This window comes from Micromonospora sp. NPDC048063, from assembly GCF_043202855.1.
In the GTDB taxonomy this organism is placed as follows: domain Bacteria; phylum Actinomycetota; class Actinomycetes; order Mycobacteriales; family Micromonosporaceae; genus Micromonospora.
Genome location: NZ_JBIDBG010000005.1, coordinates 348,223 through 365,034, shown reverse-complemented (window position 1 = coordinate 365,034; position 16,812 = coordinate 348,223). Strand labels below are relative to the sequence as shown.

Sequence of the window (16,812 nt, the reverse complement as noted above, 5' to 3'; positions counted from 1 at the left end):
GGACGCCCATCGCGCTCCCGCCACACGGTCGGGTGGCCGGTTCACTGCGCCGGGCACTCCTCTTCCTCCGACAGCGCCGCGCGGAGCCGCCGCCGCTCGGGACGGGACAGGATGAACTCGATCACCGCCGTGACGACGCAGATCACGCTCAGCCACGCCAGCGCCGCGAGTGCCGACCGTCGGGCAACGACCGGGATCAGCGCCACCAGCAGGATCGCCGCGAAGACCCGCGGCCACACGAGGCCGCGGACGGCGCGGCTCAGTCGCCACTGGAACGCGGCGTGCGCGAGCATGAACAGCGCCACCCCGCCGTACATGGCGTAGAGACCCAGACTGTCGAGAGGGTCACCCCGCCGGTAGGCGTGGGCGTCGCCGACCAGCGACGGCACGTGCTTCAGCCCGAGCGCGAGCAGGATGATCCCGGCGATCATCGGCAGGTGCAGGAAGGTGTAGCCGTCTCTGGCGAGGACCACCCGGCGGGCCTGGTCCGCGTCCCGCAGCGCACGTTCGCCGATGAGGGCGGACAGGTCGAAGTAGATCCATTCGAGGGCGCCGGCGACCACCACGGCGAGCGCGGAGGCGGTGAGCAGACCCGGTGAGCCCGGTACGCTGCCGCCGGCGATGCCGACCGACACCAGCACCTCGCCGAGCGCCACGATCATGATCAGGTTGTGCCGCTCGGCCCAGTGCCGGGCGGAGAAGATCTGGCGTTCGGGGACCCGGAGCGCCTGCCCTGCCCCGTAGTCGACGATGACCGCCAGCAGCCAGAGGACGACCTGCCCAGCCTTTGCCTGGTCGGAGCCGAGAGCCGATCGGGGAAGCAGCGCCGCAGCCAGCAGCAGGGTGACCGCGACGACCATCGGCACGGTGAGCGCGGCGAGGTCGACGCGGCGCAGTCCGGGGGTCGCGTAGATCCGCAGCGCCAGGTAGAGCACCCGCACGGCGGCGAAGCAGACCACGAACGCCAGCGACGTGTCCGTGCCGCCGGGAACGTCGGTGAAGGCCTCGCTGATCGTCACCGTCAGCACGAACATGATCGGTGTGACGGAGAGGATCACCAGCCGAGACATGCCGTAGCTCGCCTGGGCCCGGTTGCCGAGCCAGGCGAACAATGACCAGGACCACCACAGGATGGTGAGAACGAGCAGGCCGTGCAGCACGCCGAGCTCGCCCGCCTCCGCCGTCATTAGGGTGGTCACCTGGATGAACGCGAAGACGAACACCACGTCGAGGAAGAGCTCCTCCGTGGCGACCCGGGACTGCTCGGTCACCGAACGGAGACGCCGCGCTCCCTTCACCCGTCGGGCGGACACGGCGACGTCATGACCCGCGTGGGCCGGAAACGGCGTCGAGGCCGGCTGAGGAACGCACGCCTACTCCTCCTCGCGCGTGGCGGTGGCAGGGACGTGTCCCCGCGCGGGCACCGAACAAACTCCCTGCGGCCACCGCGTCAGGGCCCACGGCGGTGCGGGTCCGCACACGGCGGGTCTTCTCCGGTCGGCGGGCGGCCGCCCTGCCGGGCACGTCCGCTCGCTGCCGGTGTCGGTCAGTTCCGGCCGGCACCCAGGGCCGCGGCGATCATCCCGACCCCCTCCCCGATGGCCGAGGCCGTGTTGGCCGCGTACCCGAGGACCAGCCCCGGCGGGTGGGGACGCTGGCAGTGCCACGACAGCGGCTGCACCTTCACCCCACGCTCCAACGCGGCCGACGCCACCTCCGTGTCGGCCACCGCGCCGGGCAGCGTGACCGTCAGGTGCAGCCCGGCCGCCGCCCCGTGCACCGTCGCGCCCGGCAGGTGCCGGGCGACGGCGGCCACCATCGCGTCGCGCCGCCGGACGTGCCGTCGACGCAGCAGCCGCAGCTGCCGCTCCAGCGCACCCGAGGTCATCAGCTCGGCCAGCACCAGTTGCGGCAGCACCGCGTTGCCCAGGTCGGCGTTGCGCTTGGCGTCGACCACCGCGTCCCGGTGGCGCGGCGGCACCAGCAGCCAGCCGATCCGCAGGGCGGGCGCGAGCAGCTTCGACACGCTGCCGGCGTAGCAGACGTGGTCGGGCAGCACGGCGCGCAGGGCGGGCACCGGCGGCCGGTCGTAGCGGTGCTCGGCGTCGTAGTCGTCCTCGACGACCAGGCCGCCGGCCCGGGCCCACGCCGCGAGCTGGCGGCGGCGGTCGCCGCCGAGCACCACGCCGGTCGGGAACTGGTGGGCCGGGGTGATCATCACCGCCGGAGCGCCGCTGGCGGCCAGCTCGTCGACCCGCAGTCCGGCGGCGTCGACCGCGACCGGCGGGGTGGCGACCCGCCAGTTGTTCAGGTGTTGCCGCACGCCGAGCGAGCCCGGGTCCTCGACGGCGACGGTGTCGATCCCGTCGGGGCGCAGCGCCTGGGCGAGCAGCCCCAGCGCCTGGGAGACGCCCGTCGTGACGATCACCTCGGCGGGGTCGACGGCGATGCCCCGGCTGCGGGCGAGCCAGACGGCGACGGCCCGCCGCAGTGCGGGTGCGCCGCGCGGGTCGCCGTAGCCGAAGTCCGACGCCGCCAGGTGCCGCAACACGGCCCGTTCGGCGCGCAGCCAGTCCGCCCGCGGAAACGCCGCCAGATCGGGTACGCCGGGCGTCAGGTCGATCCGCGCGGGCGCCGTGCGTACGGCGTCGAAGATGTCGGTGCCCGGGGCGGGAGGGAAGAGGGTGGCCGGTGTCTGCGCGGCGGCCGGGGCCGGCGGCGCGGGTGGGGCGGCCGGGGCGGCGACGACCACGGTGCCGGCCCGCCCGCGCCCGGCGACGTGGCCGTCCTCCACCATCCGCTGGTACGCCTCCACGACGACGCCCCGCGAGACGCCGAGGTCGGCGGCGAGCACCCGGGTGGCGGGAAGTCGACCGCCGACGGGGAGGCGCCCGTCGGCGATGGCCCGCCGGAGCTGCTCGGCGAGCCAGTCGGCGCGACGGCCGGGCGGCGCGGCGGCGATGTCGAGGTGCAGGAAGTCCGACCCTGCCGTTATGGACCCCTCGGACGGGCGTGATTTGGCCCTGCTCATCGGACCATCCTGGCAGCAGAGTGGAGGACGTCACCACCCCGCCCACTGCTCGGAAAGGACGACGATGACCCTCGCGTTCCTGCTCACCTCGCTCGTGGTGGTCGCCACCCCCGGCACCGGGGCGCTCTACACGCTCGCCGCCGGGCTGACCCGCGGCCCTCGCGCGGGACTGCTCGCCGCCGCCGGTTGCACCCTGGGCGTCGCCCCGCACCTCGCGGCGGCGGTCACCGGCCTGGCCGCGCTGCTGCACTCCAGCGCCGCGGCGTTCCAGGTGCTCAAGTACGTCGGGGTGGCCTATCTCCTCTACCTGGCCTGGGCGACGTGGCGGGACCGCAGCGGGTTCACGGTCGCGGCGGCGGAGCCCGCGCCGTCGCCCGCCCGGGTGGTCGGGGTGGCGGTCCTGTCGAACCTGCTCAACCCGAAGTTGACCATCTTCTTCGTCGCGTTCCTGCCGCAGTTCGTCCGCCCCGACGAGCCGGACCAGGTGGCCCGGATGCTGGGGCTGGGGGCGGTGTTCATGCTGCTCACCTTCGTGGTGTTCGGCGCGTACGGGGTGCTCGCCGGCACCGTGCGCGACCGGGTGCTGGCCCGGCCGGCGGTGACCCGCTGGCTGCGCCGAGGCTTCGCCGGCTCGTTCGTGGCGCTCGGGCTGCTGCTGGCCCGCGCCGAGTCATGAGGGAGGACCCGACCGGCTGAGGCCGGATGGTCAGATGTTCGAGGAGTCGGGGGGCACGTCGGCCGGGAGCAGCGGCGCGCCGGCCGCCGGGCCCGGCCCCTGGCAGGCCAGCCCGACGGTGTACGCGGTCATCGACAGCGACCCGTACGCGTACCCGTCCACCAGCACCTCCGAGCCGTTGCCGGCGGCCCCGGCCAGGCCGGCCAGGTAGAGCAGCGGGATGAAGTGGTCCGGCGTCGGCACGGCCAGGCCGAAGTCGCGGTGGGCGTCGAGCGCGGGCGCCTCGGTCGGCTCGCCGAGCATGACCTCCCTCGCCGCCTCGTCGAACCGGTGCGCCCAGTCGAAGCCCTCGTCGACCATTCGCGGATCCACCCCGCCGAGGTTGTGCACCACGTTGCCGCTGGCCACGACGAGTACGCCGCGCTCGCGCAGCGGCGCCAACCTCGCACCCAGATCCAGGTGGTAGTCCAGGCCCTTGAACGCGTTGATGCTCAACTGGACGACGGGGATGTCGGCGTCGGGAAAGGCGTGGGTGAGCACCGACCAGGTGCCGTGGTCGATGCCCCAGGAGTCGACGTCCGCGCCGACCCAGGTGGGGTGGACGACGTCGCTGATCTCCTCGGCCAGCTCGGGCAGGCCCGGCGCCGGGTAGCGGACGTCGAACAGCTCCTGCGGGAAGCCGTAGAAGTCGTGGATCGTCTTCGGTCGGGGCATCGCCGTGACGGCGGTGGCGCCGATGTACCAGTGGGCCGACACCACCAGGATCGCGCGGGGTCGCGGCACCGACCGGCCGAAGGCGCGCCACGCGGACGTGTACCGGTTCAGCTCCAAGGCGTTCATCGGGCTGCCGTGCCCGAAGAACGCCGCCGGCATCACCGTGGGGACCGTCTGGCTGCTCATGCTGCTCCCCCGACCTCGACGACGACCCGAGCGTAACCAGCCGCCGGCGGGAGTGGGCGGGTCAACGCCCACTCCCGACCGGGTGGCGTCACAACGGGTCGACCCTCGCCGACGTCGACCTCGGCCCCGACCGGGTCGGCGCCGTCAGGCGGACACCTCACGCCAGGCGGGATGGTTGCCCCGCCAGGCGCCGGCGAGGATGACCGCCGAGGCCCGGCCCGGGCATTCCTGCACCCGGGACCGGCCGGAGGCGCCGCCGATCTGCACCTGCACGTCCCAGCGCTGCCCGTCCGTGCGGATGTACACGTCGCGGCGCCCGCGCTGGGACGTGTCGCCGTTCCACCAGTGCTCTTCGATCCTCACCTCGCGACCGTATAGCAATCGGTCGGTGGACGGCACGGGGGCACCGGGGCGACTCGGCCGACCACCGGACAGGGCGCCCGTTCCCGGGCCGAGGACGGCAGGCAGGCGATGGAGACGGCCGCTCAGGCGGACTCCCCCGGCGCCAGGTGGCGGTAGCCGGGCACGGTCTCGGCGAACCAGCCGTTCACGCTGGCCAGCCCCCGGTCGTTGAGCTGGGCGTCGTGGATCGGGAACACCCGCTCCGCCCCGGCGGCGCGGGCGAAGTCGATCGCCTCGGTCAGCTTCAGCCAGGACGCCTGCGCCGGGACGAGCAGGGTCCGGACGGGCCGGTCCGGCGGGTGCAGCGAGTCGCCCGGGTGGTAGACGTCGTCGCCGACGAGGTAGCCCAGGTTGGCGCAGTCGGGCTGACCGCCGTGGATGGCGGCGTGCCGGCCGCCGAGCGCGGTCACGGTGAGGCCGGCGGCGGTGAACCGCTGCCCGGCGCCCACCCGGGTCACGGGCAGCGGGACCGGGCCGGGCAGCGCCGCGCCTTCCGGCGCGAAGACCGGCACGCCGAGGCCGGCCAGCCGGAGCACGTCGACGTGGTCGGTGTGCTCGTGGGTGACCAGCACGGCGTCCGCGCCGGCCAGGGCGCGCGGCTCGCTCCACGTGCCCGGGTCGATGACCAGCACGCCACCGTCGTGTTCCAGCCGGACGCAGGCGTGGGTGAACTTGGTGATCCGCACCCGCCGACCGTACGCCGCCGGCCCGCGACCGTCAGCCCTGCCGGCCCTCCCCCACGATCCGGTCGAACTCGGCGGGGCCGATCTCGCCCTCGCGCAGCCGCCGGGCGTTCGCGGCGAACCGGCCGATCGCCCGGCCCCTCGCCGCCGTGGCCGCGTCCGGCACGCCGTCCGGGTCGAGGCCGGCGCACTCGTCGGCCACCTGCCGGGGGTCGTCGGGATCCGGGGACTCGCCGTGCAGCCGCCGCAGCGCCGCGCGCAGGTGCGCGTCGGCGGCCTCGCTCGTGCCCCAGGCCCGGGCCAGCTCGACCGTGCGCCCCAGGGTGTCCTCGCCGGCCTTCTCCTCGCGCAGGGTGGCCCGCATCAGCCGGAGGAACCGTACGGTGGTGGCGTCCGCGTCGTCCATGATCATGCCGGCAGGGTAACGAGCGGGTGCGACAGACTCAGTCGTGCCCGGCGTGGGTGCCGGGCCGGGGTGGGGTGCCGGCGCGCTGGCCCGGTTCCACCACCACGAACTGGCCCATCATGCCGGCGTCCTCGTGGTAGAGCAGGTGGCAGTGGAACATGTACGGCACGTCGGGGTCACTGTGGCCGGTGAAGCGCAGGACCAGCCGGACGGGCCGCGGCGGCGCGAGGTAGACGGTGTCCTTCCAGCCGCCCAGCGCGGGCGGCGGGGCCTGACCGCCGACCGACAGCACCTGGAACTGCACGTCGTGCACGTGGAAGTTGTGCGGGGCGCCGTCCTGGTTGACCACCTCCCAGACCTCGGTGGCGTCCTTCGTGGCGACGAAGTCGATCCGGTCCATCTGCATCGAGCGGCCGTTGATGCTGCGGCCGGTGAGGGTGAACCGCCGGGTCTCGCCGGCGGACGCCGGGTCCAGCCGGTCGACCGGGACCAGCGCGTCGGGCACCGACGGCGACGCCGCGAGGGTGCCGGCGGCGCGCAGTTGCAGCACGTCGAAGCGGTCCGCGCCGCCGGCGAACCGGTCGGCCAGCGCGCCGGCGCCGAGGTCGGGCGGGGTGCTGCGCAGGGTCACCCGCTCCCCCGGGCGGACGTCCACCACGATCTCGGCGCGCTCGCCCGGGGAGAGCTGCACCCGGTTCACCCGGGCGGTGCGCGGCAGCAGCCCGCCGTCGCTGCCGATCAGCGCGAACGGCCGGTCGTCGGCCAGGCCGAAGTCGTACGTGCGGGCGGTGGAGCCGTTGAGCAGGCGCAGCCGGACGCGCTCGGTGGTCACGTCCAGGTACGGCCCGACGGTGCCGTTGACCAGCAGGGTGTCGCCGAGCACCCCGATGCCCGCGATCGAGTTGCGGGTCTTCCTGAACTCGCCGCTACGGGAGAAGTTGCGGTCCTGCACGATCACCGGGACGTCGTCCACGCCGTAGCGGCGGGGCAGCGGCAGGGCCGCCTCCCGGTCGTCGTCGAGGATGAACATGCCGGCAAGCCCGCGGTAGACGTGCTCCTCGGTCGCGCCGTGCGGGTGCGGGTGGTACCAGAGGGTGGCGGCCGGCTGGTCGACCGTCCACGTCGGCGACCAGGTGGCCCCGGACCGGATCGGCTGGTGCGGGCCGCCGTCCATCCGGGCCGGCAGGTGCATGCCGTGCCAGTGCACGCTGGTCTCCTCGGCGAGCCGGTTCACCACGTTCACCACCACCCGCTCGCCGCGCCTGGCGCGCAGGGTCGGCCCGAGGAAGTCGCCGTCGAAACCGGCGGTGCGGGTCAACCGGCCGTCACCGCGGAAGTCACGCCGGCCGGCGCGGGCGAGCAGGTCGAACACCCGCCGCCCCTGGCCGTCGACCCGCGAGGTCGCCAGCGGCGGTACGGCCAGCGGGCGGACGAAGTCGACCTGCCCGACCGTGTCGGTGCCGCCGCGCGCCAGGACCCAGCCGCCCACGGCCGCCCCGCCGCAGCAGAGCACGAGCACCACGGCGAGCACGCCGATGAGGACGCGGCCCAGGGATCGTCGTCGGGTCGGCACGGCGGCACCTCCAGTAGGTTGGGTACCTGTAGCGTGCCTTCCTATCGGGGTGCCGGCCAGCGGCTACGGCGGATCTCCGGGGCGGCTCCGGGACTTCCCCGACCGCCACGGCGGGGCGCGCGGCGGCGCGTCGGGGTCGAGCACGGCGGGGCCCGGACGGCGTACACCGCCCGGGCCCTCGCCCACGGCGAGCCGCGCCGACCGCCTAGCGGCCGACGGGGGAGGCGGCGGCGGCGGCCACGATGGCGTCCTGTTCGGCGTCGTCCAGCACGCCGGACCCCACGAGCCCGTCGGTGACCGAGGCGACGTGCGCGACGAACGCGCCGTGGTTGCCCCAGTCGGCCTCGTCGCGGATCAGGTCGTTGACCGTGCACCCGCCGTCGGCGTACCGGTTCGACACGGCGGTGGCGTCGCCCGCGTACACCTGACGGCGCAGGTCGGAGCGCGGGCAGGGGTCCGCCTCGGGCACGTACCGCAGCAGGTGCGAGCCGTACTGGACCGCCCGGTTGGGCGCCTTGACCCCGTTGCGGAACCACAGGTTGCCCTGGCCGTCCTGGGTCAGCCGGTAGGTCTCCGCGTCCCGGATCACCCGCACCGCCTTCGACAGCGGGTCGATCTTCAGCAGGTAGCCGTCGAGCGAGGCGTAGACGTGCTCGTCGGCAGCGCTGACGACCAGTTCGTCGGCCACCCCGGAGTAGTCGCCGGGCACGTCGACGCGGTGCGTCACCGCGCCGGTCGCCGGGTCGAGCACGAACACCTCGCCGTCGGCGAGGCCCCAGATCATGCCGTCCGGCCCGGCGACGACCGAGGTGATCGCGTCGGCGCCCGGCACCGGGGTGTACTCGGCCGTCTTCTCGCCGGTCACCAGGTCGGCGGTGAACAGCTTCGCCTCGGTGGCGCGCGGCACGGTGCCCCCGCCGCCGCTGACCGTCGTGCCGGCCCAGAGCCGGTCGCCCACCACGGCCAGGCTGATCACGCCCTGCTCGGCGACGATGTCCCGGCGGGTGGTGCGGGCGCCGGTCGCGGTGTCGTACACGGTCAGCGCGCCGCCCCAGAGGCCGTAGTCGGGCGTGCTGCCGACGTAGACCCGGCTGCCGGCCGAGGCGAAGGCGATCGGGCGGTTCTGGCCCTCGGGTTGCAGCCGGAACAGCTCGCGCGGATTGGTGCCGAGGCGGTACGGCTGGGTCGGGTCGTAGACGAGCACCCCGCCGTACGGGTAGACGCCCTGGTACATCTTCCCGTCGTGCCAGCCGAAGCCGTCGGCCTGCCCGAGCCGGCCCACGTTCGTCGCGGTGCCGGCGGCCGGGTCGAGCACGGCGAGGTTGCCGTTGATGTAGAGGTTCGTCCAGATCCGGCCGTCCGGGCCGGCGGTGATGTTGTTGATGTCCAGCGCCTGCGGCGGGAACGGCAGCCGGTAGCGCTCGCTGGCGCCGGTCGCCGGGTCGTACCGCAGCGCCTGCCCGGCGTAGTTGCCGACGACGGCGTAGAGCTGGCCGTCGAGGAAGCCGAAGCCGATGCCCGCCCCGTCGCTGCGCACCGGCGCGCCCGCGGCGTCGCGCACCGGCCCGGCGGTGTCGGTCGGCAGGTCGTAGCGCCACAGGTCGGTGCCGGAGGTGAAGTAGACCGACCGGCCGTCGGGGGCGAGCGGCGAGGTGCCCCGGGAGCCCATGGTGAAGCCGTCGGCCAGGACGGCGCCGGTGTCCGGGTCGAGGACGAGCGCCTGGAGCTTGCTGCGCTTGACGAAGAGCTTCCCGCCGACCAGGTTGATGTCGTACGGGTGGTTCGGGTCGCCGCGCAGCGCCTCCGGCCAGATGTCCCGCTTCTCCCCCGTGGTCAGGTCGAGGCGGATCAGGTGCCCACCCGTGCCGACCGCCGCCCACAGCACGTTCCGCGCGGCGTCGACCGCGACGTCGATCACGTACTGCTCGCCGGGGTGCATCCGGCCGTGGTCGCGGAACCCCTCGCCCGGAGCGTAGGAGAAGACGTGCGCCCCGGGGTAGGTGCCGCCGTAGACCCGGCCGTCGGCGCCGGGGCGCAGGCCGTAGAGGACGGTCTGCCCCGGCACGGGTGCGCCGAGGTCGACGGTGGCCCGGGTGTCCGGGTCGTACGAGTAGAGGTGGGCGTTGGGGTAGCTGCCCGCGTAGACGGTGCCGTCGCCGGCCTGGGTGATGCCCCAGGCGCCGGAGGAGTCGGGCAGGTAGGCGGTGTCGAGCAGTTCCCGGGTCACCGGGTCGGCCACGCTGAGCACCCCGGGCGAGCCCATCTGGACCCCGTAGACGACGGGCCGGCCGGCAGCGCCGGTGCCGTAGTGGCCCTCGAAGACGGTGAGGGCGGTCTGCTGGACCCCGAAGTCGGTGACCGCGCCGGGCGTGGGGGCGGCCGGCACGGCCGTGGCGGGGGCGGCGGGCAGCAGGGCGGCGGCGAGCGCCAGGGCGACGGCGGGCACAAGGGGACGACGTAACGGCGACACGGCGCGACCTCCACGTTCGACGATGCCGGCACCCTATTACGGTGGCGTCCGGAACTCCAGAGGTACCGATGAATGCCTGCGCCCAACCGGTGCGGATTCCGCGCCGAGGGCTCGACACGGCGCGATCAGCGTGGTGGGCTGTGACGGTTAGAGCCCGGACCGAAACCTGAGACTCTGGAGGTCGTGTTGCGACGTACCGCGCTCACCGCGGCCCTGCTGCTGGCCGCCGCCACCCTGGCGGTCCCGGCGGGGCCCGCCCACGCCGAGGCGCCCCCGCCCGGCGCCGTCACCGACCTCGGGCCCGCCTCCGAGGTCACCTCGGTCAACGGCTCCGAGCTGATCGACGGGACGATCTACACCGCGACCGGCGGCGTGAACCCGGTCGTGGTGGGCGGCTACGACCTGGCCGCGCAGACGGTCGACCAGCGCTACGAGCTGCCGACCGGCGGCGGCGCCTGGGCCACCACCTCGGTCGGCACCGACCTGTACGTCGGCACCTACGAGCCGGGCGACCTGTACCGGGTGGACACCACCGGCACCGGGGTCACCAAGGTCGCCGACGTCTCCCCCGACCGGTACATCTGGGCCCTGGACACCGCGCCCGATGGCGTCGTCTACGGCGGCACCTACCCCGGCGGGCGGGTCTTCTCCTACGACCCCGCCACCGGCGCCACCCGTGACTACGGCGTCGCGGTGCCCGGCGAGCAGTACGTGCGCAGCATCGCCGTCGACGCGACCACCATCTACGCCGGCGTCGGGGCGCACGCCCACCTGATCGCGATCGACCGGGCCACCGGCGCGAAGCGGGAGATCCTGCCGCCCGAGTTCGCCGACCGCACCTTCGTCGGCACCCTCGCCCTGGAGAACGGCCTCCTCGCCGCGGCCCTCTCCCCCACCGGCACCATGCTGCTGATCGACACCGCGAACCCGTCGAGGTACGAGGTGGTGCAGACGCCGGACAGCTTCATCACCGCCATCGCCGTCGACCCGGCGCGCAACGACGTCTACCTCGGCACCCGCCCCTCCGGCACCCTGCGCAGGTACGACCGGGACACCGGGCAGCTCAGCACCCTCGCCGTGCCCTACGACGGCGCCTCCTTCGGCCGGATCTTCGTCACCGGCGACCAGTTGCGCGGCGTCGTCACCAACACGGTGGTCACCTACGACCTGAACACCGGCGAGCTGACCGGCGTCGACCTCACCCAGGCCGGCATGCCGCCGGCGCCTGAACTGGCCATGGCGATCGCCACCGACGGCCCCCGGGTGTACGTCTCCGGCAAGGCCGGCGTGCAGGTGCACGACCTGGCGGCGGGCACCTCCACCCGGCGGTTCCTGCCCGGCGAGGCCAAGGCCATGACCCCGGTCGCCGGCGAGATCTGGATGTCGGTCTACACGCTGGCGTACCTGTTCCGGATGGCGTCCGACGGCGACCCGCGCCGGGTCGCCGCGATCGGCGCGGAGCAGACCCGGCCGCTCGACGCGACCTGGTCCCCCGCCGACGGACTGCTGGTCGTCGGCACCGAACCGGACTACGGCCGGTACGGCGGCGCGGTCAGCCTCTACGATCCCCGCACCGGGGCCCTGCACGTGCACCGTGACGTCATCGCCGACCAGTCGATCCGGTCGGTGGCGGTGAAGCACGGCACCGCCTTCCTCGGCAGCAGCGTCAACGGCGGCTTCGGCACCACCCCGCGCGCCACCGAGGCCCGGCTCGCCGGCTTCGACCTCGCCAGCCGGACGAAAACCTGGGAGATCACCCCGGTCCCCGGCGCGAAGCAGATCGTCGACCTCGTGGCCACCGGCGACCGCGTCATCGGCCTCACCGAGACCGGCGTGCTCTTCGCCGTCGACCGGCGCACCCGCCAGGTCGTGTCGACCGCCGCCGTCGCCCCGGGTCAGAGCACCCTGGTGCAGGTCGGCGCGACGATCTACGGCACCAACGGCAGGGACGTGTGGCGGCTCGACCCGGCGACGATGACGGTCACCCCGTTCGTCACCGGCCTGAACGCGCAGTGGTACGGCGGCGGGGCGCTGCTCACCGCCGCCCCGGACGGCTCGGCGCTCTACGCGCTGCGCGGCCGCAACCTGGTCCGCATCCAGCTCTAGGCCCCGGCACGACCGACGGCGGGCCGGCGCTCGGAGGAGATCGCCGGCCCGCCGTCCGCGTCGGGGGTCAGCCCGTCACGGTGACCCGGTGCAGGTGCTCGCCGGCCCCGACGAAGAGCCGCCCGTCGGGGTGCACGGCGAGGAACTCCGCCGGCTGGTCCAGCAGTTGCCGCGTCGCGCCGGTGCCGAGGTCCACCTGGACCAGCAGCCGCCCGCGGACCAGCGCGTACAGCAGGTGGCGGGATGCGTCGTAGCCGAGCTTGGCGCGGCTGTCGGCGACCCCCGGGGCGAGCTGGACGCGCTGGGTGACCGAGCGGGTGGCCAGGTCGACGGCGAAGAGCTGACCGCCGGCCAGCCCCCAGAGCAGGCCGGAGCGGTCCACCGCCAGGGCCGGGATCGCCGTCGCGCCCGGCACCGGGACGAACTGGAACGCCTCGCTGTCGGTGGCGACGTCCCAGCCGAAGAGCCGCGCCTCGGTCTGGGTGGGCCGGGGCACGCTGTACCCGCCGGAGATCGAGGTGCCGCCGACGATCAGGCCGTTGACGTGGGTGAGGCTGACGATCGACTGGTCGGTCACCACCGGCCGGTGCACGCGCGCCGCGCCGGTGGCCTTGTCGACGACGGCCAGCGCCCCGCCGAGGGTGGTGTTGGGCATCGTGCCGTAGGCGACGCTGTCCCCGGCGTCGGTCAGCGCCCGCGCCCGCACCTGGTCGGCGGCCTTCAGGTCGAGCAGCTTCACCGGGTTGTCCGCGCTGCCCGGCAGGCCCGGCGAGTACTCGGGGCTGCTCCACGGCTTCGCCGGGTCGTACCGGTAGAGCCGCGAGTCCGGGTACGCCCCCAGCCAGACCTGGCCGCCGGTCTCCAGCACGCTCTCCACCTGGGCGAAGCGCTGGAACGTCGACACCCCGGTGTCGGGGTCGACGCGGGCGAGGCCGCCGTTGAGGTATCCGCCGACCCAGACCGCGCCGGAGGCGCCGACGTGCAGCGCGGCGATCGGGATGGGCGCGCCGGGCACGTCCGTCCGCACCACGTCGGCGCGGCCGGTGACCGGGTTCCAGCGGAACATGTCGCCCCGCCAGAGCAGCCCGACCAGCGTGCGGCCCGGCCAGTCCGGGTCGGCGAGGGTGACCCAGCCGATGCCCCGGTTGTTGACCACCCGCCCCGGGAAGGCCAGCGGCGTGTCGCTGAAGCTTCCGGTGCCCGCGTGGTAGCCGGTGAGCCGGCCGGCGCGGGTGAGGTAGACCAGGCCGCCGGGGCCGGGCGCGGAGACGTCCAGCCCGGCGACGTCGTCGATCAGGTCGGTCCACCGCCGCCCCACGGTGTCGTACACGCCGAGCCGGCCGTTGATGGCGGAGCCGAACCGCGCGTACACCCGCCCGTCGTGGGCGTTCAGGTCGTACACCGTCTGGCCCGTGCCCGCGCCGAGCCCGTCGGGCAGGGGCAGCTCCCGGATCTCGCCGCTGACCTTGTCGATCTCGAAGAGGTGGGCGTCCGGCTGGGTGCCGGCGTAGACCTTGTCGGCGGTGACGGCGAGGCTGCGGACGTACTGCGCGCCGGGAAGGACCTGGCCGTAGTCCCGGGTTGTTCCGGTGGCGGGGTCGTGGGCGAAGACCCGGGCGCCGGGGAAGGTGCCGCCGTACACGACGCCCGCGTCGTCCACGGCGATCCGCCAGATGTATGTCTCGGAGGGCAGCGGCCGGCCGAGGTTCTCGACGGGACTGTCCGGGCCGGGCCGGCGGCGGTACAGGTCGCCGGTGCTGTACGCGCCGACGTAGACGGTGCCGTCGGGCGCGGCGGCCACCGCGTACGAGCCGGGTGCGCCGGTGAGCTCCTGGTCGGAGACCGTCCGGCCGGTCGCCGGGTCGATGGCGGCGAGCCGGGCCGGCTCGCCGGAGACGGCGGACCAGAGCACCGGCCTGCCGTCCGGGCCGGGTGCGACGGTCCCGCCGATGAGCAGGACGTCGCGCAGCGGGATGCCGAAGGGGTCGACGGTCACCCCGGCGGCCGGCTCGGCCGACGCGGGCGACGCGGGCCAGGCGGCGGGGACGGCCGGTGCCACCGCGAGGGCGGCGGCGTAGCGGATCAACGTGCGGCGGTTCGTCATGAGCGCCTGCTCCTCTTCCCGCGACCGCCGGAGGCGCCGGCGGTCGAGCCGTAACGGTCGGATCCGGAATTGCAGCGGGAGCACCCGGGCGATTGACTTCCTCCCCCGGACGCCGGGACCGACCCGTCGCGCGACGAGCACCCGGCTCGGGGAGGGGCACATAACGGTCCGGTCCGTAAGGACCCTAGGGGGCCTATCTACCGACGTCAACGCCCCCGCCGCGGGGCGGCCCTCCGCCGGGTCACCGGGGCCCCTGCCCGACCGCCGCCCCGCCCCTCGGGATCGTCGGTCGGGGGCGGCCGACGTCCGCGCCCGGCATACCATCTGCCGTGCGGCTCGGGCGCAGCCGCGGGACAGGGAGAGAGGCCGACATGGGCGACTACGGGCACCCGTTGACCTTCGGGTCGTTCCTGACGCCCGGAAACGCCGACCCGAGCCGGGTGGTGGGGCTCGCCGTGCTGGCCGAGCAGGTCGGGTTCGACCTGGTCACCTTCCAGGACCACCCGTACCAGCCGGCGTTCCTGGACACCTGGACGCTGATGAGCTTCGTGGCGGCCCGGACCCGCACCGTCCGACTGGCCGCGAACGTGACGAACCTGCCGCTGCGCCCGCCGGCCGTCCTGGCCCGCAGCGTGGCGAGCCTCGACCTGCTCTCCGGCGGCCGGGTCGAGCTGGGCCTGGGCGCCGGCGCGTTCTGGGAGGCCATCGAGGCCATGGGCGGGCGTCGGCTCTCCCCGGGGCAGGGCGTGCGGGCCCTGGCGGAGGCGATCGAGGTCATCCGCCAGGTCTGGGACGCCGACGCGCGCGGCGGCGTCCGGGTCGACGGCGAGTTCCACCGGGTGGTCGGCGCGAAGCGGGGCCCCGCGCCCGCCCACGACGTGGGCATCTGGCTCGGCGCGTACAAGCCGCGCATGCTGGCCCTGACCGGGCGCCGGGCCGACGGGTGGCTGCCGTCGCTGGGCTACCTCCAGCCCGGCGACCTCGCCCGGGGCAACGCCGCCATCGACGAGGCGGCCCGGGAGGCGGGCCGGTCCCCCGGCGACGTCCGCCGGCTGCTCAACGTGACCGGCCGCTTCACCCCGGTCGGCCGCGGCCTGTTGCAGGGCCCGCCCGAGCAGTGGGCGGAGGAACTCGCCGACCTCGCGCTCGGCGACGGGATCAGCACCTTCATCCTGGGCAGCGACGACCCCGAGGACCTGCGGCGCTTCGCCGCCGAGGTCGCCCCCGCCGTACGCGACCTCGTGGCCGCCGAGCGCACCGCCGCCACCGCGCCCGCCGCGCCGGGACCGGTGCCGGTGACCGCCCCGGCGGAGCCGCCGGTCGAACGCCCGCCCGCCGGGGCGGGAGCCTTCGCGGTCGTGCCGACGCCCGACGACGGCGTCCGCCGCAGCGCGATCCGGGTCTGGGACGAGACCACCCGGCCGACCGGCCCCGCACCGGACCCCGCCCGCACCTACACCCCGCACGACCAGGCCGGCGCCCAGCACCTCGTCGACGTGCACGACGGGCTGCGGGCCGAACTCGCCCGCCTCCACGACCTCGTCGAGCAGGTGGGCGCCGGGCTGCTCGACGCGGGCACGGCCCGCTCGCACATCAACACGATGACGATCCGGCAGAACAAGTGGACGCTGGGCACCTACTGCGAGTCGTACTGCCGGGTGGTCACCACCCACCACACCCTCGAGGACCGGGGGATCTTCCCGCACCTGCGCGCCGGCGATCCCCGCCTCGCACCGGTCATCGACCGGCTGGAGCAGGAGCACCACGCCATCCACGACGTCCTGGAGCGGGTCGACCGCGCCCTCGTCGCGTTCGTCTCCGTCTCCGACGGGATGGCCGAGCTGCGCGCGGCCGTCGACCTGCTCAGCGACACGCTGCTGTCCCACCTCGCCTACGAGGAGCGCGAGCTCGTCGAGCCCATCGCCCGCCTCGGCCTGCACTGAGCCCGCCTCGGCCTGCGCTGAGCCTGCCCCGGCCTGCGTCGACCCGCCCGCCCGCGGCGGCCCGGTGACGGATGATCGGGGCATGGAGCGACGACCCGAGCGCGGGCACCGCTGCGTGCCGCACACCGCCGACGTCCGCATCGAGGCGTGGGCGCCGACCCGGGAGGAGTGCGTGGCCGAGGCGGTCGCCGCGCAGGTCGGGACGTTCGTCGACCCCGCCGGGGCGGCACCGGAGCGCGAGCGGGAGTTCCGCGTGCCGGCCGGCGACGACGAGGACCTGCTGGTGGCCGTACTCGACGAGGTGATCTTCCGGATGGAGACGGAGGATGAGCTGCCGCTGCACACCGAGGTGGCCGACGACGGCGCCGGCGGCCTGACGGTGCGCTGGCGCACGGCGGGCACCGACGCCGTCGAGCTGGTCGGCGCGGTGCCGAAGGCCGTCTCCCTGCACGAGCTGCGCTTCGGCCGCGACGGCGAGGGCTGGTCCTGCGCGGTGACCCTCGACGTTTGACATCCTT

General features: G+C 74.8%; 13 protein-coding genes. 4 read left to right on the top strand and 9 right to left on the bottom strand.

The features are described 5' to 3' along the window. Positions 1–41: 41 nt before the first annotated feature. Together ACGFZ2_RS16615 and ACGFZ2_RS16610 are read right to left on the bottom strand one after the other, a co-directional pair. Complete coding sequence (locus ACGFZ2_RS16615) at positions 42–1,271, bottom strand: low temperature requirement protein A (protein WP_393454331.1); 1,230 nt, start codon at positions 1,269–1,271, stop codon at positions 42–44. A gap of 275 nt (positions 1,272–1,546) precedes the next feature. Beyond that, positions 1,547–3,031 carry a PLP-dependent aminotransferase family protein gene (locus tag ACGFZ2_RS16610; RefSeq protein ID WP_393454328.1) on the bottom strand — a complete coding sequence of 495 codons (1,485 nt, stop codon included), beginning with the start codon at positions 3,029–3,031 and terminating at the stop codon, positions 1,547–1,549. A 64-nt stretch (positions 3,032–3,095) separates the two neighbouring features. Here ACGFZ2_RS16610 and ACGFZ2_RS16605 point away from each other — a divergent pair, with 64 nt between their 5' ends. Further along, entirely contained in the window at positions 3,096–3,707 is a 612-nt protein-coding gene (locus ACGFZ2_RS16605) for a LysE family translocator (protein ID WP_393454325.1), read from the top strand. Positions 3,708–3,737: 30 nt separating this feature from the next. Here the strand turns inward: ACGFZ2_RS16605 and ygiD are convergent, their stop codons facing one another. From ygiD to ACGFZ2_RS16575, 6 genes are all read right to left on the bottom strand, one after another. Further along, the gene (gene ygiD, locus ACGFZ2_RS16600) at positions 3,738–4,607 is read right to left on the bottom strand and encodes a 4,5-DOPA dioxygenase extradiol (RefSeq protein WP_393454322.1); all 870 of its coding nucleotides are present in this window, start codon (positions 4,605–4,607) and stop codon (positions 3,738–3,740) included. Between the two features lie 144 nt (positions 4,608–4,751). Next, on the bottom strand, positions 4,752–4,970 hold the full coding sequence (locus ACGFZ2_RS16595; RefSeq protein ID WP_350708282.1) for a hypothetical protein: 219 nt from the start codon (positions 4,968–4,970) through the stop codon (positions 4,752–4,754). A 122-nt stretch (positions 4,971–5,092) separates the two neighbouring features. Continuing rightward, positions 5,093–5,695: an MBL fold metallo-hydrolase gene (locus ACGFZ2_RS16590; RefSeq protein ID WP_357461432.1), complete on the bottom strand. Its 603-nt coding sequence runs from the start codon at positions 5,693–5,695 to the stop codon at positions 5,093–5,095. A 31-nt stretch (positions 5,696–5,726) separates the two neighbouring features. Then, on the bottom strand, positions 5,727–6,104 hold the full coding sequence (locus ACGFZ2_RS16585; RefSeq protein ID WP_393454318.1) for a hypothetical protein: 378 nt from the start codon (positions 6,102–6,104) through the stop codon (positions 5,727–5,729). Positions 6,105–6,135: 31 nt separating this feature from the next. Next, positions 6,136–7,671, bottom strand: coding sequence for a multicopper oxidase family protein (locus tag ACGFZ2_RS16580; protein WP_393454315.1), 1,536 nt, complete (start codon positions 7,669–7,671; stop codon positions 6,136–6,138). A 205-nt stretch (positions 7,672–7,876) separates the two neighbouring features. After that, the gene (locus tag ACGFZ2_RS16575) at positions 7,877–10,117 is read right to left on the bottom strand and encodes a hypothetical protein (RefSeq protein WP_393454312.1); all 2,241 of its coding nucleotides are present in this window, start codon (positions 10,115–10,117) and stop codon (positions 7,877–7,879) included. Positions 10,118–10,324: 207 nt separating this feature from the next. Between ACGFZ2_RS16575 and ACGFZ2_RS16570 the strand changes: the two genes are divergently transcribed. Then, on the top strand, positions 10,325–12,247 hold the full coding sequence (locus tag ACGFZ2_RS16570; protein ID WP_393263944.1) for a hypothetical protein: 1,923 nt from the start codon (positions 10,325–10,327) through the stop codon (positions 12,245–12,247). Positions 12,248–12,314: 67 nt separating this feature from the next. Here ACGFZ2_RS16570 and ACGFZ2_RS16565 read toward each other — a convergent pair whose 3' ends face one another. Next, positions 12,315–14,351 carry a hypothetical protein gene (locus ACGFZ2_RS16565; protein WP_393454309.1) on the bottom strand — a complete coding sequence of 679 codons (2,037 nt, stop codon included), beginning with the start codon at positions 14,349–14,351 and terminating at the stop codon, positions 12,315–12,317. Between the two features lie 371 nt (positions 14,352–14,722). Between ACGFZ2_RS16565 and ACGFZ2_RS16560 the strand changes: the two genes are divergently transcribed. Next, a complete protein-coding gene (locus tag ACGFZ2_RS16560) occupies positions 14,723–16,294 on the top strand; it encodes an LLM class flavin-dependent oxidoreductase (RefSeq protein ID WP_393454306.1) in 1,572 nt (523 codons plus the stop codon). Positions 16,295–16,376: 82 nt separating this feature from the next. Continuing rightward, a complete protein-coding gene (locus tag ACGFZ2_RS16555; RefSeq protein WP_393454303.1) occupies positions 16,377–16,805 on the top strand; it encodes an archease in 429 nt (142 codons plus the stop codon). Positions 16,806–16,812 lie beyond the last annotated feature (7 nt).

Bases quoted from the DNA above. Each gene is read 5' to 3' on its own strand.
- ACGFZ2_RS16560 (WP_393454306.1), top strand. From the start codon at position 14,723: ATGGGCGACTACGGGCACCCGTTGACCTTCGGGTCGTTCCTGACGCCC.
- ACGFZ2_RS16610 (WP_393454328.1), bottom strand. From the start codon at position 3,031: ATGAGCAGGGCCAAATCACGCCCGTCCGAGGGGTCCATAACGGCAGGG.
- ACGFZ2_RS16565 (WP_393454309.1), bottom strand. From the start codon at position 14,351: ATGACGAACCGCCGCACGTTGATCCGCTACGCCGCCGCCCTCGCGGTG.
- ACGFZ2_RS16605 (WP_393454325.1), top strand. From the start codon at position 3,096: ATGACCCTCGCGTTCCTGCTCACCTCGCTCGTGGTGGTCGCCACCCCC.
- ACGFZ2_RS16585 (WP_393454318.1), bottom strand. From the start codon at position 6,104: ATGATCATGGACGACGCGGACGCCACCACCGTACGGTTCCTCCGGCTG.
- ygiD (WP_393454322.1), bottom strand. From the start codon at position 4,607: ATGAGCAGCCAGACGGTCCCCACGGTGATGCCGGCGGCGTTCTTCGGG.
- ACGFZ2_RS16555 (WP_393454303.1), top strand. From the start codon at position 16,377: ATGGAGCGACGACCCGAGCGCGGGCACCGCTGCGTGCCGCACACCGCC.